The 23,719-nt window shown below is 28.1% G+C and carries 24 protein-coding genes; 21 read left to right on the top strand and 3 right to left on the bottom strand.

Annotated elements, in window-relative coordinates:
* Both H8923_RS02485 and H8923_RS02480 read left to right on the top strand, forming a co-directional pair.
* Complete coding sequence (locus H8923_RS02485; protein ID WP_153925599.1) at nucleotides 1–444, top strand: GatB/YqeY domain-containing protein; 444 nt, start codon at nucleotides 1–3, stop codon at nucleotides 442–444.
* 195 nt (nucleotides 445–639) lie between these two features.
* Complete coding sequence (locus H8923_RS02480) at nucleotides 640–1,137, top strand: TspO/MBR family protein (RefSeq protein ID WP_153925597.1); 498 nt, start codon at nucleotides 640–642, stop codon at nucleotides 1,135–1,137.
* Between the two features lie 72 nt (nucleotides 1,138–1,209).
* On the opposite strand, the gene H8923_RS02475 is transcribed toward H8923_RS02480, so the two are convergent.
* Complete coding sequence (locus tag H8923_RS02475; RefSeq protein ID WP_153925595.1) at nucleotides 1,210–2,166, bottom strand: hypothetical protein; 957 nt, start codon at nucleotides 2,164–2,166, stop codon at nucleotides 1,210–1,212.
* A gap of 173 nt (nucleotides 2,167–2,339) precedes the next feature.
* Here H8923_RS02475 and H8923_RS02470 point away from each other — a divergent pair, with 173 nt between their 5' ends.
* The 17 genes from H8923_RS02470 to H8923_RS02390 all read left to right on the top strand — a co-directional run bounded on the left by H8923_RS02470 (nucleotide 2,340) and on the right by H8923_RS02390 (nucleotide 18,685).
* The gene (locus H8923_RS02470) at nucleotides 2,340–2,576 is read left to right on the top strand and encodes a YabP/YqfC family sporulation protein (protein ID WP_172976694.1); all 237 of its coding nucleotides are present in this window, start codon (nucleotides 2,340–2,342) and stop codon (nucleotides 2,574–2,576) included.
* A 12-nt stretch (nucleotides 2,577–2,588) separates the two neighbouring features.
* Nucleotides 2,589–3,893 carry a sporulation protein YqfD gene (gene yqfD, locus H8923_RS02465; RefSeq protein WP_153925593.1) on the top strand — a complete coding sequence of 435 codons (1,305 nt, stop codon included), beginning with the start codon at nucleotides 2,589–2,591 and terminating at the stop codon, nucleotides 3,891–3,893.
* A 24-nt stretch (nucleotides 3,894–3,917) separates the two neighbouring features.
* Complete coding sequence (locus H8923_RS02460; protein ID WP_153925591.1) at nucleotides 3,918–4,922, top strand: PhoH family protein; 1,005 nt, start codon at nucleotides 3,918–3,920, stop codon at nucleotides 4,920–4,922.
* 23 nt (nucleotides 4,923–4,945) lie between these two features.
* On the top strand, nucleotides 4,946–5,413 hold the full coding sequence (gene ybeY / locus H8923_RS02455) for an rRNA maturation RNase YbeY (protein ID WP_153925589.1): 468 nt from the start codon (nucleotides 4,946–4,948) through the stop codon (nucleotides 5,411–5,413).
* Between the two features lie 4 nt (nucleotides 5,414–5,417).
* Nucleotides 5,418–6,140, top strand: coding sequence for a diacylglycerol kinase (locus H8923_RS02450; RefSeq protein ID WP_153925587.1), 723 nt, complete (start codon nucleotides 5,418–5,420; stop codon nucleotides 6,138–6,140).
* A gap of 234 nt (nucleotides 6,141–6,374) precedes the next feature.
* Entirely contained in the window at nucleotides 6,375–6,782 is a 408-nt protein-coding gene (locus H8923_RS02445; protein WP_153925586.1) for a cytidine deaminase, read from the top strand.
* A 31-nt stretch (nucleotides 6,783–6,813) separates the two neighbouring features.
* Complete coding sequence (gene era / locus H8923_RS02440; protein ID WP_153925584.1) at nucleotides 6,814–7,704, top strand: GTPase Era; 891 nt, start codon at nucleotides 6,814–6,816, stop codon at nucleotides 7,702–7,704.
* Nucleotides 7,705–7,715: 11 nt separating this feature from the next.
* Nucleotides 7,716–9,095, top strand: coding sequence for a magnesium transporter (gene mgtE, locus H8923_RS02435; RefSeq protein WP_153925582.1), 1,380 nt, complete (start codon nucleotides 7,716–7,718; stop codon nucleotides 9,093–9,095).
* An 81-nt stretch (nucleotides 9,096–9,176) separates the two neighbouring features.
* Nucleotides 9,177–9,332: a YqzL family protein gene (locus tag H8923_RS02430; protein ID WP_153925580.1), complete on the top strand. Its 156-nt coding sequence runs from the start codon at nucleotides 9,177–9,179 to the stop codon at nucleotides 9,330–9,332.
* Nucleotides 9,298–10,071, top strand: coding sequence for a DNA repair protein RecO (gene recO, locus H8923_RS02425; protein ID WP_153925578.1), 774 nt, complete (start codon nucleotides 9,298–9,300; stop codon nucleotides 10,069–10,071). Before H8923_RS02430 ends, recO begins: the two co-directional genes overlap by 35 nt.
* Nucleotides 10,064–10,654, top strand: a complete 591-nt coding sequence (locus tag H8923_RS02420) for a DUF4342 domain-containing protein (RefSeq protein WP_187127809.1) — start codon at nucleotides 10,064–10,066, stop codon at nucleotides 10,652–10,654. Before recO ends, H8923_RS02420 begins: the two co-directional genes overlap by 8 nt.
* A 158-nt stretch (nucleotides 10,655–10,812) precedes the next feature.
* The gene (gene glyQ, locus H8923_RS02415; RefSeq protein ID WP_153925575.1) at nucleotides 10,813–11,691 is read left to right on the top strand and encodes a glycine--tRNA ligase subunit alpha; all 879 of its coding nucleotides are present in this window, start codon (nucleotides 10,813–10,815) and stop codon (nucleotides 11,689–11,691) included.
* Nucleotides 11,691–13,757: a glycine--tRNA ligase subunit beta gene (glyS, locus tag H8923_RS02410; RefSeq protein ID WP_153925573.1), complete on the top strand. Its 2,067-nt coding sequence runs from the start codon at nucleotides 11,691–11,693 to the stop codon at nucleotides 13,755–13,757. Before glyQ ends, glyS begins: the two co-directional genes overlap by 1 nt.
* Before the next feature lie 349 nt (nucleotides 13,758–14,106).
* Nucleotides 14,107–14,742 carry a helix-turn-helix transcriptional regulator gene (locus H8923_RS02405; RefSeq protein ID WP_187127808.1) on the top strand — a complete coding sequence of 212 codons (636 nt, stop codon included), beginning with the start codon at nucleotides 14,107–14,109 and terminating at the stop codon, nucleotides 14,740–14,742.
* A gap of 12 nt (nucleotides 14,743–14,754) precedes the next feature.
* Nucleotides 14,755–15,591 carry a pyruvate, water dikinase regulatory protein gene (locus H8923_RS02400; protein WP_153925571.1) on the top strand — a complete coding sequence of 279 codons (837 nt, stop codon included), beginning with the start codon at nucleotides 14,755–14,757 and terminating at the stop codon, nucleotides 15,589–15,591.
* A 45-nt stretch (nucleotides 15,592–15,636) separates the two neighbouring features.
* Entirely contained in the window at nucleotides 15,637–18,264 is a 2,628-nt protein-coding gene (gene ppdK, locus H8923_RS02395) for a pyruvate, phosphate dikinase (RefSeq protein WP_153925569.1), read from the top strand.
* Between the two features lie 169 nt (nucleotides 18,265–18,433).
* Nucleotides 18,434–18,685, top strand: coding sequence for a zinc ribbon domain-containing protein (locus H8923_RS02390; protein WP_153925567.1), 252 nt, complete (start codon nucleotides 18,434–18,436; stop codon nucleotides 18,683–18,685).
* 78 nt (nucleotides 18,686–18,763) lie between these two features.
* On the opposite strand, the gene H8923_RS02385 is transcribed toward H8923_RS02390, so the two are convergent.
* Together H8923_RS02385 and H8923_RS02380 are read right to left on the bottom strand one after the other, a co-directional pair.
* On the bottom strand, nucleotides 18,764–20,968 hold the full coding sequence (locus H8923_RS02385) for a type IA DNA topoisomerase (protein ID WP_153925565.1): 2,205 nt from the start codon (nucleotides 20,966–20,968) through the stop codon (nucleotides 18,764–18,766).
* A gap of 61 nt (nucleotides 20,969–21,029) precedes the next feature.
* Complete coding sequence (locus tag H8923_RS02380; RefSeq protein ID WP_153925563.1) at nucleotides 21,030–21,668, bottom strand: hypothetical protein; 639 nt, start codon at nucleotides 21,666–21,668, stop codon at nucleotides 21,030–21,032.
* A gap of 296 nt (nucleotides 21,669–21,964) precedes the next feature.
* Here H8923_RS02380 and H8923_RS02375 point away from each other — a divergent pair, with 296 nt between their 5' ends.
* Together H8923_RS02375 and H8923_RS02370 are read left to right on the top strand one after the other, a co-directional pair.
* Nucleotides 21,965–23,080, top strand: a complete 1,116-nt coding sequence (locus tag H8923_RS02375; RefSeq protein WP_153925561.1) for a C40 family peptidase — start codon at nucleotides 21,965–21,967, stop codon at nucleotides 23,078–23,080.
* A gap of 200 nt (nucleotides 23,081–23,280) precedes the next feature.
* Nucleotides 23,281–23,688 (top strand): hypothetical protein, encoded by a 408-nt coding sequence (locus H8923_RS02370; RefSeq protein ID WP_153925559.1) that lies wholly within the window; start codon nucleotides 23,281–23,283, stop codon nucleotides 23,686–23,688.
* Nucleotides 23,689–23,719: the final 31 nt, after the last annotated feature.

Raw genomic sequence — 23,719 nt, 5'->3', positions numbered from 1 at the left:
ATGTCCCTTAAAGAAAAGTTACAAGAAGATCTGAAGTCTTCAATGAAGAACAAAGATACAGTAAAGAAATCTGTAGTAACTTTAATCAGAGCTTCTATTAAGCAATACGAAGTAGATAATAGAGTTGAACTTGAAGATGATGAAATCATCGATTTAATTGCTAAGCAATTAAAGCAACGTAGAGATTCTTTAGTTGAATTCCAAAAAGCTAATAGAGATGATTTAGTAAGTGAAACAGAAGCTGAAATCGAAGTTTTAAAAGAGTACCTACCTCAACAGTTAAGCGAAGAAGAATTAAATGAAATTGTAAAATCTACTATATCTGAAGTAGGAGCAACTTCTATGAAAGATATGGGAAAAATTATGGCAGCTATAAAACCTAAAACAAAAGGTAGAGCTGACGGAAAACTTATAAATGAGTTAGTTAAAAATAACTTACAATAGATTAAAAGCCTAGAGTATCTCTAGGCTTTTTTACGTGTGAAAATTTAATTATTTATTAATTTATAAATAATTTTATGTATACTCTTTCTAAGAAGAATTCTTTATATATTAAATAGAATATATAAAATTAATCATAATAAAGGAGTCTTGGACATATTTATTAAATAAAATATGTTAGAAGAGGTGGGGAGATTTTTGATTATATCAATAAAGGAAATAAGAAATTTTCTTATAAGTATATTAATACCCATATTAGTAGGTTATTGTAGTTCGACAATAGCTAATTTAGTTGCAGGGATAGATGTAAATACATATTATTCACAGCTTATAAAACCAGGATTTGCACCACCTAGTTTTATATTTCCGATAGTATGGATGATTTTGTATACATTAATGGGAATATCTGCATATAAAATTATGAGAAAAGGATACGATTTATATAAGGTTAGAGATGCTATGTTTTATTATTGGTTACAACTATTTTTAAACTTTATATGGAGTATATTATTTTTTGGACTAGACTTAAGATTTACGGCATTAGTAGTTATTATTATTTTAATAATAATAGTTTCTGTTATGATTTATAAATTCAGTAAAATCAATAAATTCTCTGCGTACATAAATATACCATATATTGTATGGTTACTATATGCTTTATTTTTAAATTATTTCATATGGGTAATTAATAAATAGGAATTATCTCATTACATAATAAAAATACTGAGAGATGATTCTCTCAGTATTTTTAATTAAATTATAAGAGTATTAAAATAAATATAACTCTTGAATATATATATATCTAGCATCGATTGTTATATATATTCCCTTTTTTAAGTTTACCTTCCCTGTATTATCTTTAAAATTATATTTAAATTTATAAGATTCTGGAATATTCATGTAAGAGTATATATTTAAATAATCTTTATCAAATACTAAATCGTTAAATTCATTTCCTAGTTTTTCATTTAAATAAGAATCTGAATAAAATTTGGCATCTTCATTTGTCATAGAAGGAGAGGTTTCTATAGAATCTTTTAATACTTGATACATATAGAAAACAGATGTATCCTTAACTGAAATTCTTACTTTTATTAATCGGTCATCACAGTCAAAAAAATATTGATAGAATTTATTGGTTGGATCATTTTCAAAGAATACTTCGTAGTTTTCTTCTTTTATATTTTGTGAACTTATAGGATAATCGAAGAAAAAATCAATAGATTCTATACAAATTTTTCTGAGAGTATCTGTAGAGCCACTATCTAGATTTACATTATCACTTTCAATTCTTTTTTTAGAAAAGCTAAATTTTTCAAGTTTACTTTCTTTAAATTGTCTAGTTGGGAAAAAACAGTTTAGACAAGAAGTAAAGTTAAAATAACTAAAAAGTAGTCCGTTTATAAATTGATTAAAATATGCATTATTTAATTTAGATTTTAAAATTTTTAAATCGGAAATAATTTCGAATAATATTTTAAATAAGCTATTAAGATTTTCATCTAGATTTTTGCATAATTCAATAGTATTTACATCTTCTAGGATTAGCACATCTTTGGTTAAATATTCATATAAATAACACAGGATTCTAATGTTCCTAAGATTTTCATTTTTTATATTCATGAATAAATTTTTATGTGGTAAATCGTTAGACTTCATAAGTTCGTCTATTAAGAAATTACAGAATATGCATTTATGAACTATTCTAGATATTATTTTTATCATAAATTCGCTCCTTTCCACAAAAGATTAAAGACGTATATATATATAGTTTATTCTAAATGTAAATATATGTTTACAAAGTAAATTCAAGTATTCATTAATAATTAGATTATTTTAGTTATCAAAAGGTAATTTAAGTAAGTTATCAACATAGAATATATTAAGGAGGTATGCAAATGATTGATATATCATCTGATTTACAAGTAACTCAGCCTACCGTAACAATTGTTGGGAATAAATTTGTTAGCATAGAAAACTATTTATCTATAGTTACTTATGATACCAATTTAATAAAAATAAAGACTAAAGTTAAAACTATAAAAATATCTGGAGATAAACTTTTATTAAAATATATTACGGATGGTGAGATAGGCATAAAAGGAATTATTTACGGCGTGGAGTATATTGATTAGGGGGAGATACAATTGATAAGTTATATAAGAGGATACTATGTTATAACTGTAGAAGGAATAGGAACGGAGAGGTTTTTAAACTATCTTATAAGGAATAATATTAATGTATATAATGTAACTAGGATAAGTGAAACTAAAATAGAATTTTCTGTAAATAGAGAAGATATGAAAAAGTTTAAAAAAGCATATAGAGGAAGTAATTTTCAAATTAAAGTAAAACAAAAGACAGGAATTCCTTTTATTATAAAACGAATTTATAAGTACAAAGGAATGTGGATTTGTGCAATTGTTTCGCTCATGATTTTAATGGGCACATCTCAATTTGTTACAGATATATATATAGATTCTCCAGAAGGAATAAAACAAGAAGAAGTAAGAAAGGAATTATATAAACTTGGTCTTAAGCCAGGTATATATAAGAAGAATATAGACCGAAAAAAAATTAGAGATAGTATAATGGTAACTTTTGACGAAATAGCTTATATATCTGTAAATGTTAAAGGTACAAATGTTTTTGTAACGATAACAAAAAAAGCTGAAACACTATCTTCTAAGGAACAGTCAAATTATTGTAATATAATTTCAGAAAAAAATGGTATAATAGAGAAAGTAATACCAAGAAGTGGAAGTTCTGTAGTTTCTGAGGGTGACATAGTGGAAAAAGGAGCTTTGCTTGTAAGTGGAGCAAATTCAAAAGCATTGCCAGAAGTTTGGGCAACTACATTTTATGAGGTTAAAAAAAGTTCAAGCTATGTAGATACTAAGAAAGAGAAAACTGGGAAAAGTAAAAATGTATATACCATAAGTTTCTATGATAAAAAATTTAACATAAGGAGAAATATAAAATATAAGGATTATACAATAGAAAATAAAACACTAAAATTAACTATTGGAAATTATACTTTTCCATTAAAAATAGATGTTAGTACTTTTTATGAAGTTAACAATGTTAAAATAGAAAAAAATGAAAAACAATTAAAAGAAGAATTAAAAAAACAAGCTTTAAAAGAGTTAGAGTACATAATACCTGCTTCTGCTAAATATGTAGATGTAAAACATGAATATAAAGTTAATAAAAATATGCTAGAATATTTAGTAACAGTATATACTAGTGAGAATATAGCAGAAGTTTATCCTCTTAGCAAATCAGAGGCAGAGCAAATAATTAAAGATCAAAATAAAAAGAATGAGGAATCTGGAGAATCAGTTCCTTCTAACCCTAGCAAAAGATTAATAAATGATATAAGAAATGAATTTGAAGAAGATACTAAGAGTAATGAAGATGCTAATAATGAAGATACTAATAATGAAAACTAATATACCCAAGGAGGAAGAAATCAGTTGATAATACAAAAGAAATTTATAGTAGCTGAAGAGAAGTTTGAAAGAGAGTTATTTGGAAATTTTGATGAAAATGTTAAATTGATTGAAGATGCTTTAAGTATAGATGTTATATTAAGAGAAGGAAATATAGTTTTAATGGGTGAAGAAGAAAATGTCGATTCTGCACTTAAGCTTATGAATGAATTACATCAAGCTGTAGCAAATGGAAAAACTTTAGATAAACAAAATATATCATATTCACTATCTCTTTTATTAGAAGGTAGTGAGGAGAAAATAAAGGAATTAGAAGGAACTATTGTAATAACACAAAAAGGAAAATCTATACAGCCTAAAACATTAGGGCAAAAAGAATATATAAAACTTATTCAAAATAATGACATTACTTTTGGTATAGGGCCAGCAGGTACTGGTAAAACTTACCTTGCAGTAGCTATGGCAGTTAAAGCTTTCAAAAAGGATGAAGTTAGTAGAATAATTCTTACGAGACCTGCTGTAGAAGCTGGAGAAAGTTTAGGATTTTTACCTGGAGATTTAAAAGATAAGGTAGATCCATATTTAAGACCTTTATATGATGCTTTATTTGATATGATAGGACCAGATAAGTTCAATAAATATTTAGAAAGAGGAACGATAGAAGTTGCTCCTCTTGCATTTATGAGAGGAAGAACCTTAGATAATGCATTTATAATATTAGATGAAGCCCAAAATACGACTCCAGAACAGATGAAGATGTTCTTAACTAGACTTGGATTTGGATCTAAAGCTGTAGTTACAGGAGATATAACTCAGACAGATTTACCTGATAAGAAAAAAAGTGGTTTAGTTCAAGCAACGAGAATTTTAAAAGATGTCCCAGGAATAGGAAGTATCACCTTAAGTGATAGGGATGTTGTAAGACATGAATTGGTACAGAGAATAATAAGAGCATATGATAAGTTTGATAAAGAAGAAGAGTTTAAAAAAAGTAAAATAAAAGAGAGACTTGATAATAAGAGTAAATAACAAAGGAAGAAGTAGGTGCAAGTATGGAACTTATAATAGATGATAGACAGAATAAACTTAAAGTAAGTGAAGAATTGATAGAAAAAATAAAGGACATAATTTTAGAATGCTTAGATTACGAAGGATATGATGATGATTATGATATAAGTTTATCTTTTGTAGACAATAAAGAAATACACGAATTAAATAGAATGTATAGAGGTATAGATAGAGCAACAGATGTTTTATCATTCCCAATGCTAAGTGATGACGAGTTTGAAATTGAAATTGAATTAGAAGAAAAATCATTAGGGGATATAGTAATATCTTTAGAGAGGGCATTTGAACAAAGTATTGACTATAATCATAGTTTTGAAAGAGAAGTTTGTTTTTTAGTATGTCATAGTATGTTCCATCTTTTAGGATATGATCATGACACAGAAGAAAATACTAAAGAAATGAGAGAGAAAGAAGAATATATATTAAACAAGTTAAGCATAACAAGGGAGTAGTTTTATGAAAATTAAAAAAACTCGACAAGGGATAATTAAAGCGTTTAATGCAGCTATTGAAGGAATAATATATACTTTTAAATTCGAAAGAAATATGAAAATACATTATTGCTTAGCAGCAATAGTACTAACAGGAAGTTTATTCTTTGAGTTAAATAAAGTAGAAATGCTGATATTACTATTTTCTATAAGTTTAGTTATAATAACAGAAATGTTTAATACAGCTATAGAAAAGACAATAGATATGATTACAGACGAATATCACGCTTTAGCTAAAATAGCGAAAGATGTTGCAGCAGGTGCAGTTGTAATAGCAGCACTTAATTCTGTAGTTGTTGGATATATATTATTTCTTGATCAAATAAATGATATATCTAAGTCTTTAATTTTCACCATAAGGAAATCAGAGCCTCATGTAACCTTAATTTGCATAGCCTTGGTTTTGATATCTGTAGTAGTAGTAAAGGCACTAACATCCACAGGGACTCCTTTAAAGGGTGGTATGCCAAGTGGTCATGCAGCTTTAGCTTTTGCTATGGCAACTGCAATTACAATGATAATAGAAAGACCTGTGGCGGCAACGCTTGCATATATAATGGCAGTTCTTGTCGCCCAAAGTAGAATAGAGGGAAAGATACATACATTTTGGGAGACAGTAGCAGGTGCATTGCTTGGGATATTAATTGGAATGCTAGTTTTCCAAATAAAAATAGTTAATTTCTATTAAAAATTTACTTGAATAGTTTTATACGATATCAAGTAGACTAATACAAAAAAAGAAGTCTGCATGACTTCTTTTTTATGTTATAATGTAAGGTACTAAAGAAAAATGTTAATAATAAAGAAAGTAAGAATATTTATTATTTATTTTTTATAATATAAATCTATAGGTATGAAAATAAGATTAATTTCAATAAAATAAGAACATGCATAGAGGATACATACGTAGGAGGTAAATAATATGAATAATAAAGATTTACTTAAATTAGCAGAAGAAGTTAGAAAAAATGCCTACGTGCCTTACTCAGAATTTAAAGTAGGTGCAGCTCTGTTAACTAAAAGCGGTAAAGTATATACAGGTTGTAATGTAGAGTGTGCTTCAATCGGTGCAACTAACTGTGCAGAAAGAACAGCTATATTTAAAGCAATATCTGACGGTGATAGAGAGTTTGAAGCTATAGCAATAGCATCTAGTAATTCAGAAAAAAATGAACCTACTTATCCATGTGGAATATGCAGGCAGGTAATTATTGAATTTGGACCGGAGATAAGAATAATCACAGGATATTCAAAAGGAGAAATATATGAAAGTAAAATTAAAGAATTAATACCTTTTTATTTCTCAGGAAGTGATTTTAAAGAAATATAATAATTGTAGACAGAAGATAGGAGACGTATAAATGTTTAAATCAGGATTTGTTAGTATAGTAGGAAGACCTAATGTAGGGAAATCTACTCTTATGAATAATGTAGTAGGGGAAAAAATTGCTATTATGAGTGATAAGCCTCAAACTACAAGAAATACAATACAGGCTGTATACACAGATGAAAATTGTCAAATGGTATTTTTAGATACACCAGGTATACATAAACCTAAAAATAAATTAGGTGAATTTATGGTGAAATCAGCTACAGATGCATTTAAAAATGTAGATGTAGTTTTATATGTAGTAGATGAATCTAAAAAGATAGGGCCTGGAGATAGAAAGATAATAGAAGACTTAAGAGGAATTAAAGCACCTGTTGTTTTAGTTTTAAACAAAATAGATCAATTAGAGGAAAGTGATTTATTTGAATTGATGAAGATGTATCATGCAGAAGGAGTATTTAAAGAAATAGTACCAATATCTGCATTAAAAGGAAGAAATATAAAAGAATTAATAAAGGTTGTACAAAAATACTTACAAGAAGGACCAAAGTATTTCCCAGATTATATGATTACAGATCAGCCAGAAAGAGTGTTAGTATCTGAATTAATAAGAGAAAAAGTTCTTCACTATGTTCATGATGAAATACCTCATGGAGTTGCAGTAGAAATAGAAAAAATGAAATCTAGAAATGATAAGCAAATAGTTGATATTTCTGCAGTAATATATTGTGAGAGAGATTCACATAAGGGTATAATAATAGGTAAAAATGGTAGGAAATTAAAGGGGATAGGTAAATCTGCAAGAGAAGATATAGAATTACTTCTAGGATCTCAAATAAATCTTCAATTATGGGTTAAGGTTAAAGAAAATTGGAGAAATTTACAAAATTATGTAAGTAATTTTGGATATACTGATAAATAAGGGTGGATTACATGGATAGGAAACAGGATATTTCCAGAGATTTACTGAGTGAGGTAAAATCTTTAATTGATAACAATAAAATATTGGAATTAAGGGAATTACTTGAAGAATACCACATAATAGACATATTCGATATAATGGAATACTTAGAAGAAGATATGAAAGTAAAGTTATTTGAAGTTCTTCCAATAGATATGTCAGCTTCTATATTAGAAGAGTGTGATGTAGAATTTTTTAAAACTATTTTAGGTAAAATTGACATAGAGCATCGTAAGAATATATTAGAATTAATGTCTTTAGATGATATGGCAGATATATTAAGTCAGTTAGAAGAGGATGAAAGAGAAGGTGTTATGGAACTCTTAAGTCAAGAAGATGCTGATGATGTAAAAGAACTGTTAATTTATGAAGAAGAGTCTGCTGGCGGTATTATGACAACGGGTTATATAGAAGTAAATAAAGATATGACAGCTAAAGATGCTATAGAACATATGAGAGAAAATGCTAAAGAGGCTGAGACAATATATTATATTTACGTAGTAGATAATCAAGAACGATTAGTTGGTGTAATATCCTTAAGAGAATTAATTACAGCTAGAGATTCTAATATAGTAGAAGATTTAATGAGTGAAAATATAATATCAGTATATGTAGATGAAGATAGAGAAGAAGCTGTTAGATTAGTTTCAAAATATAATCTAGTAGCTATTCCTGTTATTGATAGACAAAAGAGATTAAAGGGAATAATAACTGTAGATGATATCATAGATGTTATGGAAGAAGAAGCAACAGAAGATATGTATAAATTTGCAGGATCTTCTGAGCATGAAGTTGAGTTAATAGAAAAAATAAATCCTACACCAAAGGAGCAAATTTTTTCTTCTGTTAGGGCAAGAATTACTTGGCTAATTATAACATTAATAGGAGGATTAATATCAACAGCTATAATTTCTAATTTAGATATTATAATGAACCCAACTTATGCACCATTAATATTTTTTATACCTGTTGTTATAGGTATGGGTGGAAATATAGGGACTCAATCATCAGCATTAACTGTAATGACTTTATATAATAAAGATTTAGATTATAAAAATGTTTTAAAGGAAGGTGTAGTAGGATTTATTACAGGGATACTATGTAGTGTAATAATAGCAATAGCAGCTTTTATATTTATAAAAGATATAGGTATTGTTTTGGCAGTTTCATTATCATTATTTATAAATATGATAGTTGGAGCTATGATAGGTGCATTTATGCCAGCTTTATTAAAGAGACTAGATGTAGACCCATCGATAATTTCAGCACCATTAATATCTACAATACTTGATATTACGGGAGTAACTGTCTATTTTATAATAACTTCTCTTGTATTGTCAAAAATTGTATAATAACTTTTAATAACTTTATGTATTATTTACCCTCTTCTTACTAAAAATATAATTATAATCGTAAGAAGGGGGTTTTTAAAAATGAACAATTTATGTTGGAATATTTTTAAAAAGACTGGAAGTATAGAAGCATTTCTATACTTGAGCGATTTTAAAAACATGGATAAAGAAAATAGCAATTCAAGGGAGATAGATAATAACAATGATAATCTTGAACACCCAAGGGATAGTTCTTAAGGCCGTAAGGTATGAAGAGAATGACGTAATATTAACGATATTTACAAGAAAATTAGGTAAGATAGCTGCAATGGCAAAGGGAGCAAAAAAGAATAAAAGTTCATTGCTTTCTTCAGCGCAGCTTTTTTCTTATTCTAACTACACATTAAAAAAACAAGGAAATATGTATAGAGTTAGTCAGAGTGATGTAATTAAAAGTTTTTATGATTTATCATATGATTTAGAGGCATTTTCATATGCTACATACATTACAAAATTAGTAGAATCATCTACATTAGAAAATCAGACAAATAATAGATTATTTGTATTACTTGCTCAAACATTATATTTATACACTCAAGATAATGTAGATAAAAAATTTATAACAAGGGCATTTGAACTGAAGTTTTTAGATTATATAGGTTTTAAGCCAGTTGTAAATAGATGTAGCAGCTGTGGAGAAAAAAAATCAAATGAATATATGTTTAATGCATATGAAGGCGGTATCTTGTGTAAAGCGTGTAGTGGAATTTTTGAAGAAAATATGAAAATTGATATAACAACTGTTAAGCTTATGGAATATATATTAAGTAATGATATATTAAGATGTAGTAAAGCAAAGGTATCAAAATATATAACTTATGAACTACAAAGAATTCTAAAACAATACCTAATGATATATGTTGACAATATTAATTTTAAATCGCTACACTTATTACAAGAACTAGAAAATAATAATGGAGTTGATAAGGGTGAGTAATAAAATAACAATAGAAAGTATTGATGCTGTATACCAAAGAATACCTAACGCTACTTATTCAGAAGCAAAAGAAGCTTTACAAGCTTGTGATGGAGATGTTGTAGAAGCAATTATTCTACTAGAGTCTAAAAAAAGTAGTAGTGCTACTAGTAAAGTAAAAAAGACAGTTGAAGATGTATTTGGGAAAGATGGAGATGAAATAAAATCTCAATTAAAAGAACTTCTTAGAAAAAGTAGTGTTATAAGAGTTATAGTTGAGAAGAATAACAAGATCATAATGAATATACCTTTAACTGTAGGTGTAGTAGGTTTAGCATTAGGACCATTAGTAACACTAGTAGGACTTTCTGCAGCCGTAATTGGTAAGTTCAATATAAAAGTTCAAAATGAAGATGATGGAACAACAGTGGACTTGGGAGAATTAACTGAAGAAAAATTAAATATATTAAAAGATATGATAACTAATGCGGCGAAAGATGTGAAGGATGTAGTTTCTGAAAAGACAAAAGATAATAAAGACATAACTGATGAACTTATAAAAGAAACAGAAAATCAAAATAATGAAAATAAAGAAGAAAAGTAGATATTATCTATCTATATTGACAAATTTTGAATGATTTGATATTCTAAAAGTTATAAAAGAACTCTTAATGAGCCTTTCGTGTAGACGAAAGGCTTTGTTGTTATTATTAAACTACAGTGTTTATTAAATAGAAATTTAAATTAACAGGAGGTATTCTTATGAATTTTCAAGAGATGATACTGGCGTTACAAAATTACTGGTCAAAACAAGGATGTATCATGATGCAACCTTACGATGTTGAGAAGGGTGCAGGTACTATGAATCCAAATACTCTTTTAAGATCATTAGGACCAGAACCTTGGAAAGTTTGTTATGTGGAACCATCTAGAAGACCTGCAGATGGTAGATATGGAGAGAATCCAAATAGACTATATCAACACCACCAATTCCAAGTTATATTAAAACCATCTCCAGATAATATACAAGAATTATATTTAGGAAGTCTAGAAGCTATAGGAATAAATCCTTTAGAACACGATATAAGATTCGTTGAAGATAACTGGGAGTCAACTACAGTTGGTGCTTGGGGACTTGGATGGGAAGTTTGGTTAGATGGAATGGAAATAACTCAATTCACATACTTCCAACAAGTTGGTGGTATAGAATGTGAACTTGAAACTGGAGAAATTACATATGGACTGGAAAGACTTGCTATGTATATACAAGAAGTAGACAGTGTATATGACTTAAAGTGGAATGATCATATAACATATGGAGATGTATTCAAGCAAGCTGAATATGAAAATTCTGTATATGCATTTGAAGAGTGTAATGCAGAGATGTTATTTAACTTATTTGATACATATGAAAAAGAGGCTTTAAAACTTATAGAAAGAGGACTAGTAGTTCCTTCTTATGATTATGTATTAAAATGTTCTCACACATTTAATACACTAGATGCTAGAGGTGCAATAGGAGTTAGCCAAAGAGCGTCATTTATAGGAAGAGTTAGAAATATGGCTAGAGCGGTCTCTTCTTTATATGTTAAGCAAAGAGAAGAAATGGGATATCCTCTTATAAAGGAAGGTGACAAATAATGAATAATTATCTTTTATTTGAAGTAGGGGTGGAAGAATTACCATCAAGATTTGTTAGCAGTACTTTAGAGCAAATAAAAAACAACTTAACTAAATTATTCAATGAAAATAGAATAGTTTTTGATGATATAGAAACATATGGCACTCCAAGGAGATTAGCTTTTGTTGTAAAAGGAATAAGTGATAAACAAAGTAATCTAGAAGAAGAAGTAAAGGGACCTTCTAAAAAAATAGCGGTAGATGCAGATGGAAACTTTACAAAGCCAGCTTTAGGATTTATAAAAAGTAAAGGTTTAAAAGAAGAAGACGTATACTTTAAGCAAGTAGGAAAAGATGAATATATATTTGGTACTATAAAGCAAGAAGGTATAGAAACTAGTGAAGTTTTAAAAACGATATTACCAGAAGCTGTAAAAGCTGTAACTTTCCCAAAAGCTATGCGTTGGGGTGGAAAGAACATAAGATTTGCTAGACCAATAAGATGGATGGTTACTTTACTAAATGATAAAGTGCTAGAAGTTAACTTAGAAGGTATAGTTTCATCTAATGTTACAAAGGGGCATAGATTCTTAGGAGAAAAAGAATTTACAGTAAACTCATTAGAAGATTACTATGAAAAGTTAGAGAAAAATTATGTTATATTAGACCAAAATAAGAGGAAAGAACTTATTAAGAATCAATGTATAGAAGTTGCTAACTCTTTAGGTGGTGAAGTTGAGTTTGATGATGATTTATTAGAAGAAGTAACTCACTTAGTAGAATATCCGACTGCATTCTATGGAGAATTTGACAGTGCCTATGCAAATCTTCCAAAAGAAGTTGTTACGACTCCTATGAAAGAACATCAAAGATATTTCCCTGTTCTTAAAGATGGTAAATTACTACCAAACTTTATAGCTGTTAGAAATGGTAATGATTATAAGATAGATGTTGTTAAAGCTGGTAATGAAAAAGTTTTAGTTGCTAGACTTGAAGATGCTTTATTCTTCTATAAAGAAGACACAAAGAAAAACTTAGAAAGTTACATAGAAAAGCTAAAAACTGTAGTATTCCAAGCTAAACTAGGAACAGTATATGATAAGACTTTAAGAATAGAAAAGTTAAGTTCAGATATATTAGAGTCTTTAAATTTAAATGATATTAAAGAAGATACTATAAGAGCTGCTAAGTTATGTAAAGCAGATTTAGTTACGAGTATGGTATTTGAGTTTACTGAGCTTCAAGGTATAATGGGTAGAGAATATGCTAAAGTTGGTGGAGAGAATGAAGTGGTAAGTGAAGCCATATTTGAACATTATTTACCAAGGTTTGCAGGAGATATACTTCCAAAGACTAAAGCTGGTATAGCCTTATCTATATCAGACAAGTTAGACTCAATAGCAGGTTTCTTTGCTATAGGAATTCAACCTACTGGATCTCAAGATCCATATGCACTAAGACGTCAAGCATTAGGCGTATTAAGTATATTAATGGACAAAAAACTAGATGTAAATTTAAAAGATTTAGTTAATCATGCTTTAAATAACTATGATAATTTAGAGTTTAATAAGGAAGAGGTCTGCACTCAAATAATGGAATTCTTCAAAGAAAGAATTAAAAACTTATTTAGAGATTTAGGAATAAGATATGATGTAATAGAAGCTGTATTAAGTTCTGAAATAAATGATATATCTGATATGCATACTAGAGCTGTTGAACTTAATAAATGGTTATCAACTGAGGGATTAGTTGAAATGTTAACAGCATTTAATAGAGTTTCAACTTTAGCTCAAAAGGCTACTTTATCTAGCGTTAAAGAGGATTTATTAAAAGAAGAAGCTGAGATTAAGTTATATAATGGATTCAAAGAAATAAAAGTAAAAGTTGAAGATTTATTAAAGGATAAGAAATATAGTGAAGCTTTAGATGCGTTTGCATCATTAAGACCATTAGTTGATAATATGTTTGATAATGTCATGGTAATGGATAAGGATGAAGTTATAAAAGAAAATAGATTAGCTTTATTAAAGCAAATTTATGATACTATGTTAAATATATGTGATTTATCTAAAATAGTTTACAAATAATAAGAATAAATATACATATATAATAGATACTAAATTAAGGGGTGGAATCGAAGTGTATATAATAAGGTAATTTTACTTTATTATATATTTATAGATTTTATCCCTTATTTGTTTTAAATGTAACTCAATTTGTAAAATCATGTATTATAATGTTAAAATATAAAAGAACTATAAATTCATAAAGTAGTACTTATTAACTATCCCCCATAGGTATATTATAAATTACCTGATATATGATAATAAGTATACTGCAAATATAATAAAAAAGATTTACAGAATGCTATATACAGATATATAATATACTATATAAAGAATTAACGAGAAATAGTATATCACAATAAGAAGGAAGGTGAGTGTTATTCAACTTAATCAAAGACAGTTAAAGATAATAGATATTGTTAAAGAAAATGAACCTATAACTAGTGAAAGTATCGCTGCAAGTTTAAATGTTACACGCGCTACACTAAGATCAGATTTAGCGATATTAACTATGACAGGCATCTTAGATGCAAGACCTAAAGTAGGGTATTTTTATTCTGGAGTTAGTGACTTAAATTTAGTTGGTAATAATATAAAAGATAAAAAGGCAGAAGATATAATGAGTATGCCTGTAATAGTAAAGCAAGATATAAGCATATATGAGGTAATCGTTAATATGTTTTTATCTGATGTAGGTAGTATATTTATAACTGATGACAACGAAAACTTATGTGGTGTAGTTTCTCGTAAGGATTTATTAAAAGCAACTATAGGAGGATCTGATATAAACAGAATCCCTATAGGGATGATAATGACTAGAACTCCGAATGTTATAACTGCTAGCAAAAATGAAGAAATATTATTAGTAGTAAAGAAAATAATTGAACATGAAGTAGATTCATTGCCAGTAGTTGAAGCAAGTGATGATGAAAGTAAATTAAAAATAGTTGGAAGAATATCTAAGACTAATATAACTAAACTATTTTTAGAGATGTTAGACAATTAAGGAGGGGAATATATGGAAAATTTAATCATATATGTAATATCAGATTCTGTAGGTGAAACAGCACAACAAGTTGCTAAAGCAGCGATATCTCAATTTATGATAAATGATAATTATGAGATAAGGAGATTCCCTTATGTCGTAGATAAAAAGTTTTTAATGGAAATATTAAATAGTGGGAAAAATGAAGATGCTATTATTATATATACTTTAGTAGATGAATCTTTATCAACTTTGACTAAAGAATATTGCCAAAATGAAGGATTAAGTAATATTGATTTAATGTCTCCTATACTAAGTGAAATAGCAAAGAAGACTGATAGAAAACCTAGAAGAGAACCTGGTATTATAAGAAAGTTAGATGAAACATATTTTAAGAGGGTAGAAGCAATAGAGTTTGCAGTAAAATATGACGATGGAAAAGATCCGAGGGGAGTTTTAAAATCAGATATAGTATTAGTAGGAATATCAAGAACATCTAAGACACCACTTAGTATGTATTTAGCGAATAAAAATATAAAAGTTGCGAATGTTCCTCTAGTGCCAGAAATACCTTTACCAAAAGAATTAAATGATATAAATCCTAAGAAGATAATAGGACTTACAAATACACCAGAGAAATTAAATAAAATTAGACAAGAGAGGTTAAAAGCATTAGGTTTATCTAGTAATGCAAATTATGCTAATCTTGAAAGAATATTACAAGAATTAGATTATTCTGATACTGTTATGAAAAAACTAGGTTGTCCCGTTATAGATGTGTCTAATAAGGCTATAGAAGAAACTGCTGGTATAATATTAGACTTAATGAAAGAAAATGGAATAAATCCAGTTAGAATTAAAGATAGATAATTGAATTTATAGTTATAAAATTAGAATGTAAATGGGGGATATTTAATGAATACTAAATATATTTATAGTTTTGATGAAGGAAATAAGGAAATGAAGTCCTTACTTGGAGGTAAAGGTGCTAATTTAGCAGAAATGACTAAAATAGGCCTTCCTGTACCTCCTGGCTTTACAATAACAACAGAAGCTTGTAATGATTATTATGAAAATAATGAGTCGATAACTCATAATATTATAGAAGAAATTGAATTACATCTTCAAAAACTTGAAAATAACTTAGAAAAGAAACTTGGAGATGAAAAAGAACCTTTATTAATATCAGTTCGATCTGGATCAGTATTTTCAATGCCAGGTATGATGGATACTATATTAAATTTAGGATTAAATGATATAAGCGTAGTTGCATTAGCCAATAACACTAAAAATGAAAGATTCGCTTATGATAGCTATAGAAGATTTATTCAAATGTTTTCAGATGTAGCTATGGGGGTTCAAAAATATAAATTTGAAAATGTATTAGATAAAATAAAAGAGGAAAATGGATACAAGTTTGATACTGAATTAACAGTAGAAGACTTAAAAAATATAGTAGAGCAATTCAAAATAATATATAAAAGGGAAGTTAAGTCAGAATTCCCACAAAACCCTAAAAAACAATTAATGCTTGCTATTGAAGCGGTATTTAAATCTTGGAACAATCCTCGTGCAATAACCTATAGAAAGTTAAATGATATACCAAATAATCTAGGAACGGCAGTAAATATACAGTCGATGGTATTTGGAAATATGGGACAAACTAGTGGAACAGGAGTTGCATTTACAAGAAACCCTTCAACAGGAGAAAATAAACTATTTGGAGAGTTTTTAATGAATGCTCAAGGAGAAGATGTTGTTGCAGGTATAAGAACACCTGAAGATATATCAACTCTTAAAGATATAATGCCAGATGTATATGATAAATTTATAGAAATAACAAATATACTTGAAAATCATTATAAAGATATGCAAGATATTGAATTTACAATAGAAAAAGAGAAGCTTTATATATTACAAACTAGAAATGGAAAAAGAACAGCAAAAGCAGCTATAAATATAGCTGTAGATTTAGTTGCTGATGATATTATAGATAAAAAAGAAGCTATTATGAGAATAGAGCCAAATCAATTGGACCAGCTTTTACATCCGACTTTTGAGGAAAAATCTTTAAAGGAAGCTAATATAATAGCAAAGGGACTACCAGCATCACCAGGTGCAGCTTGCGGTAGAGTATATTTTAATACGGAAAAAGCAGTAGATGCTGCAAAAAATGGTGAAGATGTTATATTAGTAAGGCTAGAAACATCTCCTGAGGATATAGAAGGTATGGTTTTATCTCAAGGAATATTAACAGCGAGAGGTGGAATGACTTCTCATGCAGCAGTTGTTGCTAGGGGGATGGGAAAATGTTGTGTTGCAGGATGTAGTGAAATAAAAGTTGATGAACATAATAAAGAAATTAGAACTATTGATGATACTCTAATAAAAGAAGGTGAATATATCTCTATAGACGGTGCTACAGGATTCGTTTACTTGGGAAAAATTGATAAAACTAGTGCAGAGTTAAGTGGAAACTTCAAAGAGTTAATGAATTGGATAGATGAATATAGAGATATGAATGTTAGAACAAATGCAGATAATCCTAGAGATGCAGCAATAGCCGTTAAATTTGGAGCTGAAGGAATTGGTTTATGTAGAACTGAGCATATGTTCTTTGAAGAGGATAGGATACCAGTTGTAAGAGAAATGATCCTATCTAATACAAAATCACAAAGACTGGTATCCTTAGAAAAGTTATTACTTATGCAAAGAGAAGATTTTGTAAAAATATTTGAAGTAATGGAAGAAAGACCTGTAAATATAAGATTGTTAGATCCACCATTACATGAATTTTTACCAAGTGATGATGAAATAATAGAAGAGCTTGCAAAAAGTATGAATATAGAAATAAATGATATAAAGAAAAGAATTTCAGATTTAGAAGAATTTAATCCAATGCTAGGGCATAGAGGATGTAGACTTGCAATTACTTATCCTGAAATTTATCAAATGCAAGCGAAGGCTATAATACAAGCTGCAATAAAGATTGCTAAAGAGAGCGTTAAAGTATCACCAGAAATTATGATACCTTTAGTAGGAGAAGTAAAAGAACTTAAGAATATAAGAGAATTAGTAATAGAAACTGTAGAAAATACTATGAAAGAAGAAGGATTAAAAATAGATTATACAGTAGGAACTATGATTGAAATACCTAGAGCTTGCTTAACAGCTGATGAGATAGCTAAGGAAGCTGACTTCTTTAGTTTTGGTACTAATGATCTAACTCAAATGACTTTTGGATATTCAAGAGATGATGCAGGTAAATTTTTAGGACAGTATATGGATAAAGATATATTAGAGAAAGATCCTTTTCAAGTATTAGATCAAAATGGTGTAGGAAAATTAATCATGATGGCAACTAGACTAAGTAAAGAAGTTAAACCTAATATTAAGTTAGGTATATGTGGAGAACATGGTGGAGAGCCATCATCAGTAGAATTTTGCTATAGGATGGGGCTTGATTATGTGTCGTGTTCACCATTTAGAGTGCCTATTGCAAGATTAGCTGCAGCTCAAGCATCTATAAAAAATGCTAGATAGTAATGATGAATAAAGAGTAATACAGATATAAGAGAAAAATCTCCTTTATTATATTGTAGTTGAAACTTATTGAGTTTTATCTGCATAGATTAATAAAGGAGTATTTTTTATGAGTATATTTTGGACGTTATTATGGAGGCAGAAAGAGAATTTTATGGGGGGATAGGTAATGGTTAAATGTCCTAGATGTGGAAAAGAGGTATCATCAAGACCTGGTACAATTTGCCCTAGATGTGGTCTTAATGTATCAGAAGTTAATTCAAAAATAAGATGTCCAGAGCCAAATTGTAGGGCTTTAGTTTCTAAGAAGTTAGAGTATTGTCCTAAGTGTGGGTGTAAATTAAAAGGATATAAATTAAATGAATTAATGAGACTAGCTAGAAATAAAATAGATGAAGTTTTTTATGATGATAAAGAGTAATACTTTATTTACAATTACTCTATTATAAATAAAGGTGTGAAAATTTAATTATCACACCTTTATTTATGTTTATTAAATTTATTTTGAAGTAGAAGTATCAGGTTCTAATTCTATAGTCCATCCCCAGTAGCCATTATTTTTTTTATTATATTTAAGTAAAGCATCGAATTTTTTGCCTTGTTTGGATGTTAATGATTTAACCTTTGCTTCTCCATTTTTTAGTATACTTTTGACCATTGTTTTATTTGGTTTCTTTTTATAATACTCTAAGTATTTATCGTTTTTCCAAATTCCAAATTTACAATTATTATAATTTGTGCATAAGAACCCTTTATCTGATTCTATTACGTCATTTTGACATACAGGGCATTTTCCTAAAGAGTCATTTTTATCTGACTTTAATTTTGATTTTTCATCAGACAAACTAGATTTTTTTGTTTTAGAAGATTCTTTAACATATTTTTTTGTTTTAGAGTTATAAGTATACACTTCTGTACTTATATTTTTATTACTATCTCTTTTTATTAAATTTACATTTTGATATATAAAGTTCATGATATTTGTTAAATATTCTTTTCTAGTGAACTGTCCTTTTTGAATATCACTTAAACTTTTTTCTAGTTTTCCTGTATAGTCAACGTCGAATAAATCTTTTACAGGGAATATTTCAACTAAGTTTTTACCTAAATCTGTTATAGCATAGGATTTACCTTTCTTCTTAACATATCCAACTTGGCTGATTTTTTTTAAGACATCAGCACGAGTTGCAGATGTACCTATTGAATAGCCAGATAGAACTGTAGTATCTTCTTCTGATACATTTTTACCACAATTTTTCATAGCTTTAAGTAAAGTATCCTCTGTATATGGCTTAGGAGGAGTAGTTTGCTTAGATAAAGCTTTTATATCTAAAATATCTACAGTTTCTAGTTTATTAACCATAGGTAGTAAGTCATCTTTTTCTTCTTTATTATACACTTCTAAATAACCTTTAACCTTTAAGACCTTACCTTTAGTTAGGAATATATGCTTATCTAAATCGGTTTTAATTTCTGTGTTCTCATATTCTGCTGGAGGCATAAAGTTTGCAATAAACCTATCTTTTATAGCATTATAAACAATTTGCTCATCAGAACTAAGGTTATTAGGTATTATATATGTAGGTATAATGGCACTATGGCTATCAACTTTAGAAGAGTCGAATATTCTTTTACTTTTAGTAAATGAAATCTTATTTTCATATGGAAGGCCTACTTTTATCTTCTCTAAAGTTTGTGATACTTTTGGAACTAGACTTTCTTCTAAGTAAATAGAATCTGTTCTAGGATAAGTTATATACCCACCTTTACCTTTTCCTTCATAAAGTGATTGACATACACTTAAAACTTTATCAGAAGTGAAATTTGAATACTTAGAAGTTATAAATCCTTGAAGAGATGTTAAACTAAATAGTTTAGGAGCATATTCTTTAGATGTAGTAACTTTTTTATCTATTACTGTTCCTTTATTAGAAGTAATACTATCAATAATTTTGTTAGCATCTTCTATAGTATCAAACTTACTTTCTTTACCTTTAATATATTTACCTTTATACTTACCATTATCACTTTCAAAGTTACCTTCTATTTCAAAGTAATTTTTAGGTATGAAGTTGGAAATCTCCATATCCCTATCATAAACTAATTTTACAGTTGGTAGAATTACACGTCCTATATTAAGTAGTTTTCCATTACCGTATTTCAGAGTGGCAACTGATGTAAAATTAATACCTATTAGCCAATCTGTAAGAAGTCTAGTATATCCTGCTGCTTGTAAATTTAACATTTCTGAATTATCTTTTAAATTATTAAGACCTCTAGTTATATCTTCTGGAGTCCATTCATTTACCAAAATTCTTTTAACTGGTTTTTTATTTTTTGCTAATAAAAAGATTAAGAATGAAATTAATTCACCCTCTCTATCATTATCTGTAGCATTTATTACATATTCAATATCATCTCTATGTAAAAGTTTTTTTACCGTATCAAATTGTTTTTTCTTTGAACTATCCACTTTAAATTTGAACTTATCACTAGGTATGAATGGAAAATTATCCATTTTCCATGAACCAGAATATCTATCTTTATCATAATCCCTCATATCGAATAAAGAGACTAAGTGACCTACGGCATAAGTAACTATATAATCATTTCCTTCAAAATACCCATCATGCCTAGTTTTTGCGCCTAAAAAGGTAGCTATAGTTTTAGCAACAGATGGTTTTTCTGCAAGTATAAGCTTCATATAAACCTCCTTTCAAATACTATTTATATTATCATATAAAAAGAAAAGACTGCAAGGCAGTCTAGAAATTAAAATTAAAATTATTATTTTTATTTGTTAATCCTTTTATATAATAGTTAACGAAATCAGAAGATTCTTCGGAAAGTAACTTAATAAAAGAAACATGAGTCGCGTTTTTAAATTTATTTAAATTATGTTCTAGCATTGGGCCAGATACCGTACATGAAGATGCTGGATCAATATGGATTCTGTGTGTGTCAGATAAAGAAGTAAATATTTCAAATTCTTTAGACTTATCAATAAGATAAGAAAAATCAATAGTATTTTTTAACTCAGGATAAATATTGTATAGATTATAGACACAATCTGACTCATTTAGATTAGGGTAATTTTCAATAAATCCACCGAGTATTATATATGTATCTTTTGGGATTAAGTATTTAATTGTTAGTATTAAAGTCTTAATTAAATTATCAACTTCTAGAGGAAAGTAAAAATATATAGGATGTGTACTATCAATAGTGATATTATTATCATCTAGAAGTTTAATTAAATGATTGCAGCTAATTTCATATGTGGATTTTAATTCGTTGTATATTAAAAATAGATTTCCATTAAGTTTTTTGTCATAAATAGTTTCTAATTTTTTTTTCATCCAAGGTGTAGGTAATAAGTTTAAACTACTGTAAATATTATTCATGAAAATTCCCCCTTACAAATACAAAGTTATATGAATCATTGCATTATATTCTATAGAATGTAATATTATTCCTCTAAATATGCTTATTAAATTAAATTAGAAATATGCGTAGAAAATACTGGAAACTGATGTTTTTTATAGACATTATGTTACATATTTGTAATAATATTATTAAGAAAAAAGCTTTAATTTATATAAAAAGCGAAAAATAGCAAACCTTTTAAGTAGTAGATATACTTATTTATAGGGAGAGGAGTTGATTAAGATTATAGTTTACATAACTATAATCGATAATTATGAATATTAACAAAAAACATATAATATCAGGCGTTATAGCAACATCTGTAGCTATACCATTATGTAGCTCTATATCTAATGCAGATGAAGTTGAGTACAGAATTATAACTGCAAATTCGGTTAACTTTAGAACGGGACCAAGCACAAGTTACTCTTCTATGGGAAAATTAAATAAAGGTGATAAGGTTGAATATATAGGAATTAGCGGTGAATGGGTTAAAATAAAATTCAATGGTAAAACAGGTTATGCACATGGAGATTATGTAGGTACATATAGTGGCTCGAATCAAACATCAACAACTAAAAAAGTAGTTACAGCAACAAGTCTTAATTTTAGAAGTGGGGCAGGAACTAAATACTCAATAATAGGAAGCATAAAAAAAGGTACCGAAGTTTCAGTAATATCAGAGTCAAATGGATGGTCAAAAATAAATTATAACGGAAAAACTGGATATGTTTCTAGCGATTATTTAGCTAACAAAAATGGATCAAGTAATACAACTGAAGCTGTTAAATATAAGAAAATAGTAAATACAAGTGGACTAAACTTTAGAACTGGTCCGGGGACAAGCTATTCAAAGATAGCAACACTTAGCTATGGAACTGAAGTTGGAGTTATTTCGGAATCAAATGGATGGTCAAAGATAAGTTACAATGGAAAAGTAGGATATGTATCTAGCTCATATTTAGCAAATAAAACAAGTAACTCAAATGGAAATGACTCATCATCAAGTTCGAAAGCTGATAAAGTAATAAGTTTTGCAAAAACGTTATTAGGTAAAAAATATTCTTGGGGTGCAGAAGGTCCTAGTACTTTTGATTGCTCAGGATTTACTTATTATGTATTCAAACAAACTGCTGGAGTAACTTTACCTAGAGTATCTAAAGATCAAAGTAAGTATGGGACGTCAGTAAGTAGAAGTAATGTAAAAAAAGGTGATTTAGTATTTTTTGATACAAATGGATCAAATAATGGAGCTGTAAGCCATGTTGGTATTTATATGGGAGATGGAAAGTTTATACATGCATCTTCAAGCAAAGGTGAGGTAGTAATATCTGACTTTAATAGCAGCTATTACAAAGGAGCTTTTGTAAACGCAAGAAGAGTGTTATAGATTATTTTTATGTAATTAAATAAATTATAAGAATTATATAAATGAATAATATAAAATATTAATATAGAGTCAGTCATGACTCTATATTTTATTTTTATACAAATATTTTAAATTTTATTATGTATAAATAATAGGGCATATTGAAAATAATATATAATATAAGATTGAGAATGTTAAATAAATATATAAGGAGCGATAAAATGACTGTTATAACTGATTTTTATCAATTTAAATATAGTCGAAAAAATTTTTATGTAGAATTACTTATAAACAGAACAGCTCTTTTTTATATAGAAAAAGCATTAGATGAAAGATTGAGCAATCTACACTTAAGTAAAGACTCAGAGTGTGCCTACATGAGATTAAAAGAACTATTTTACAATTCTAGAACTGAAACAGATTTACCTTATGTTGAGCTTAAGATTAATAAATGCTATTTGAAGTATATGCAAAATCTGTGTTATTATTTTCAAGATAGAAATGAATATGCACCTGTTAAAATTTTAAGTGATTATATGCAATATTTTTCAATAGCTGACGTTGATGGAATAACGTCATTTTTGGGATTAAATGAGGAAATGAAAATTAGAGTTTTATCTAACATATAATAAAAGGCTACTTCTATTTAATTATAGAAGA

The sequence above is a fragment of the Romboutsia faecis genome (genome assembly GCF_014323405.1).
GTDB lineage: Bacteria > Bacillota > Clostridia > Peptostreptococcales > Peptostreptococcaceae > Romboutsia_E > Romboutsia_E faecis.
Note: the sequence above shows the minus strand (reverse complement) of the source record. Positions and strands in the feature narration are given on the sequence as shown.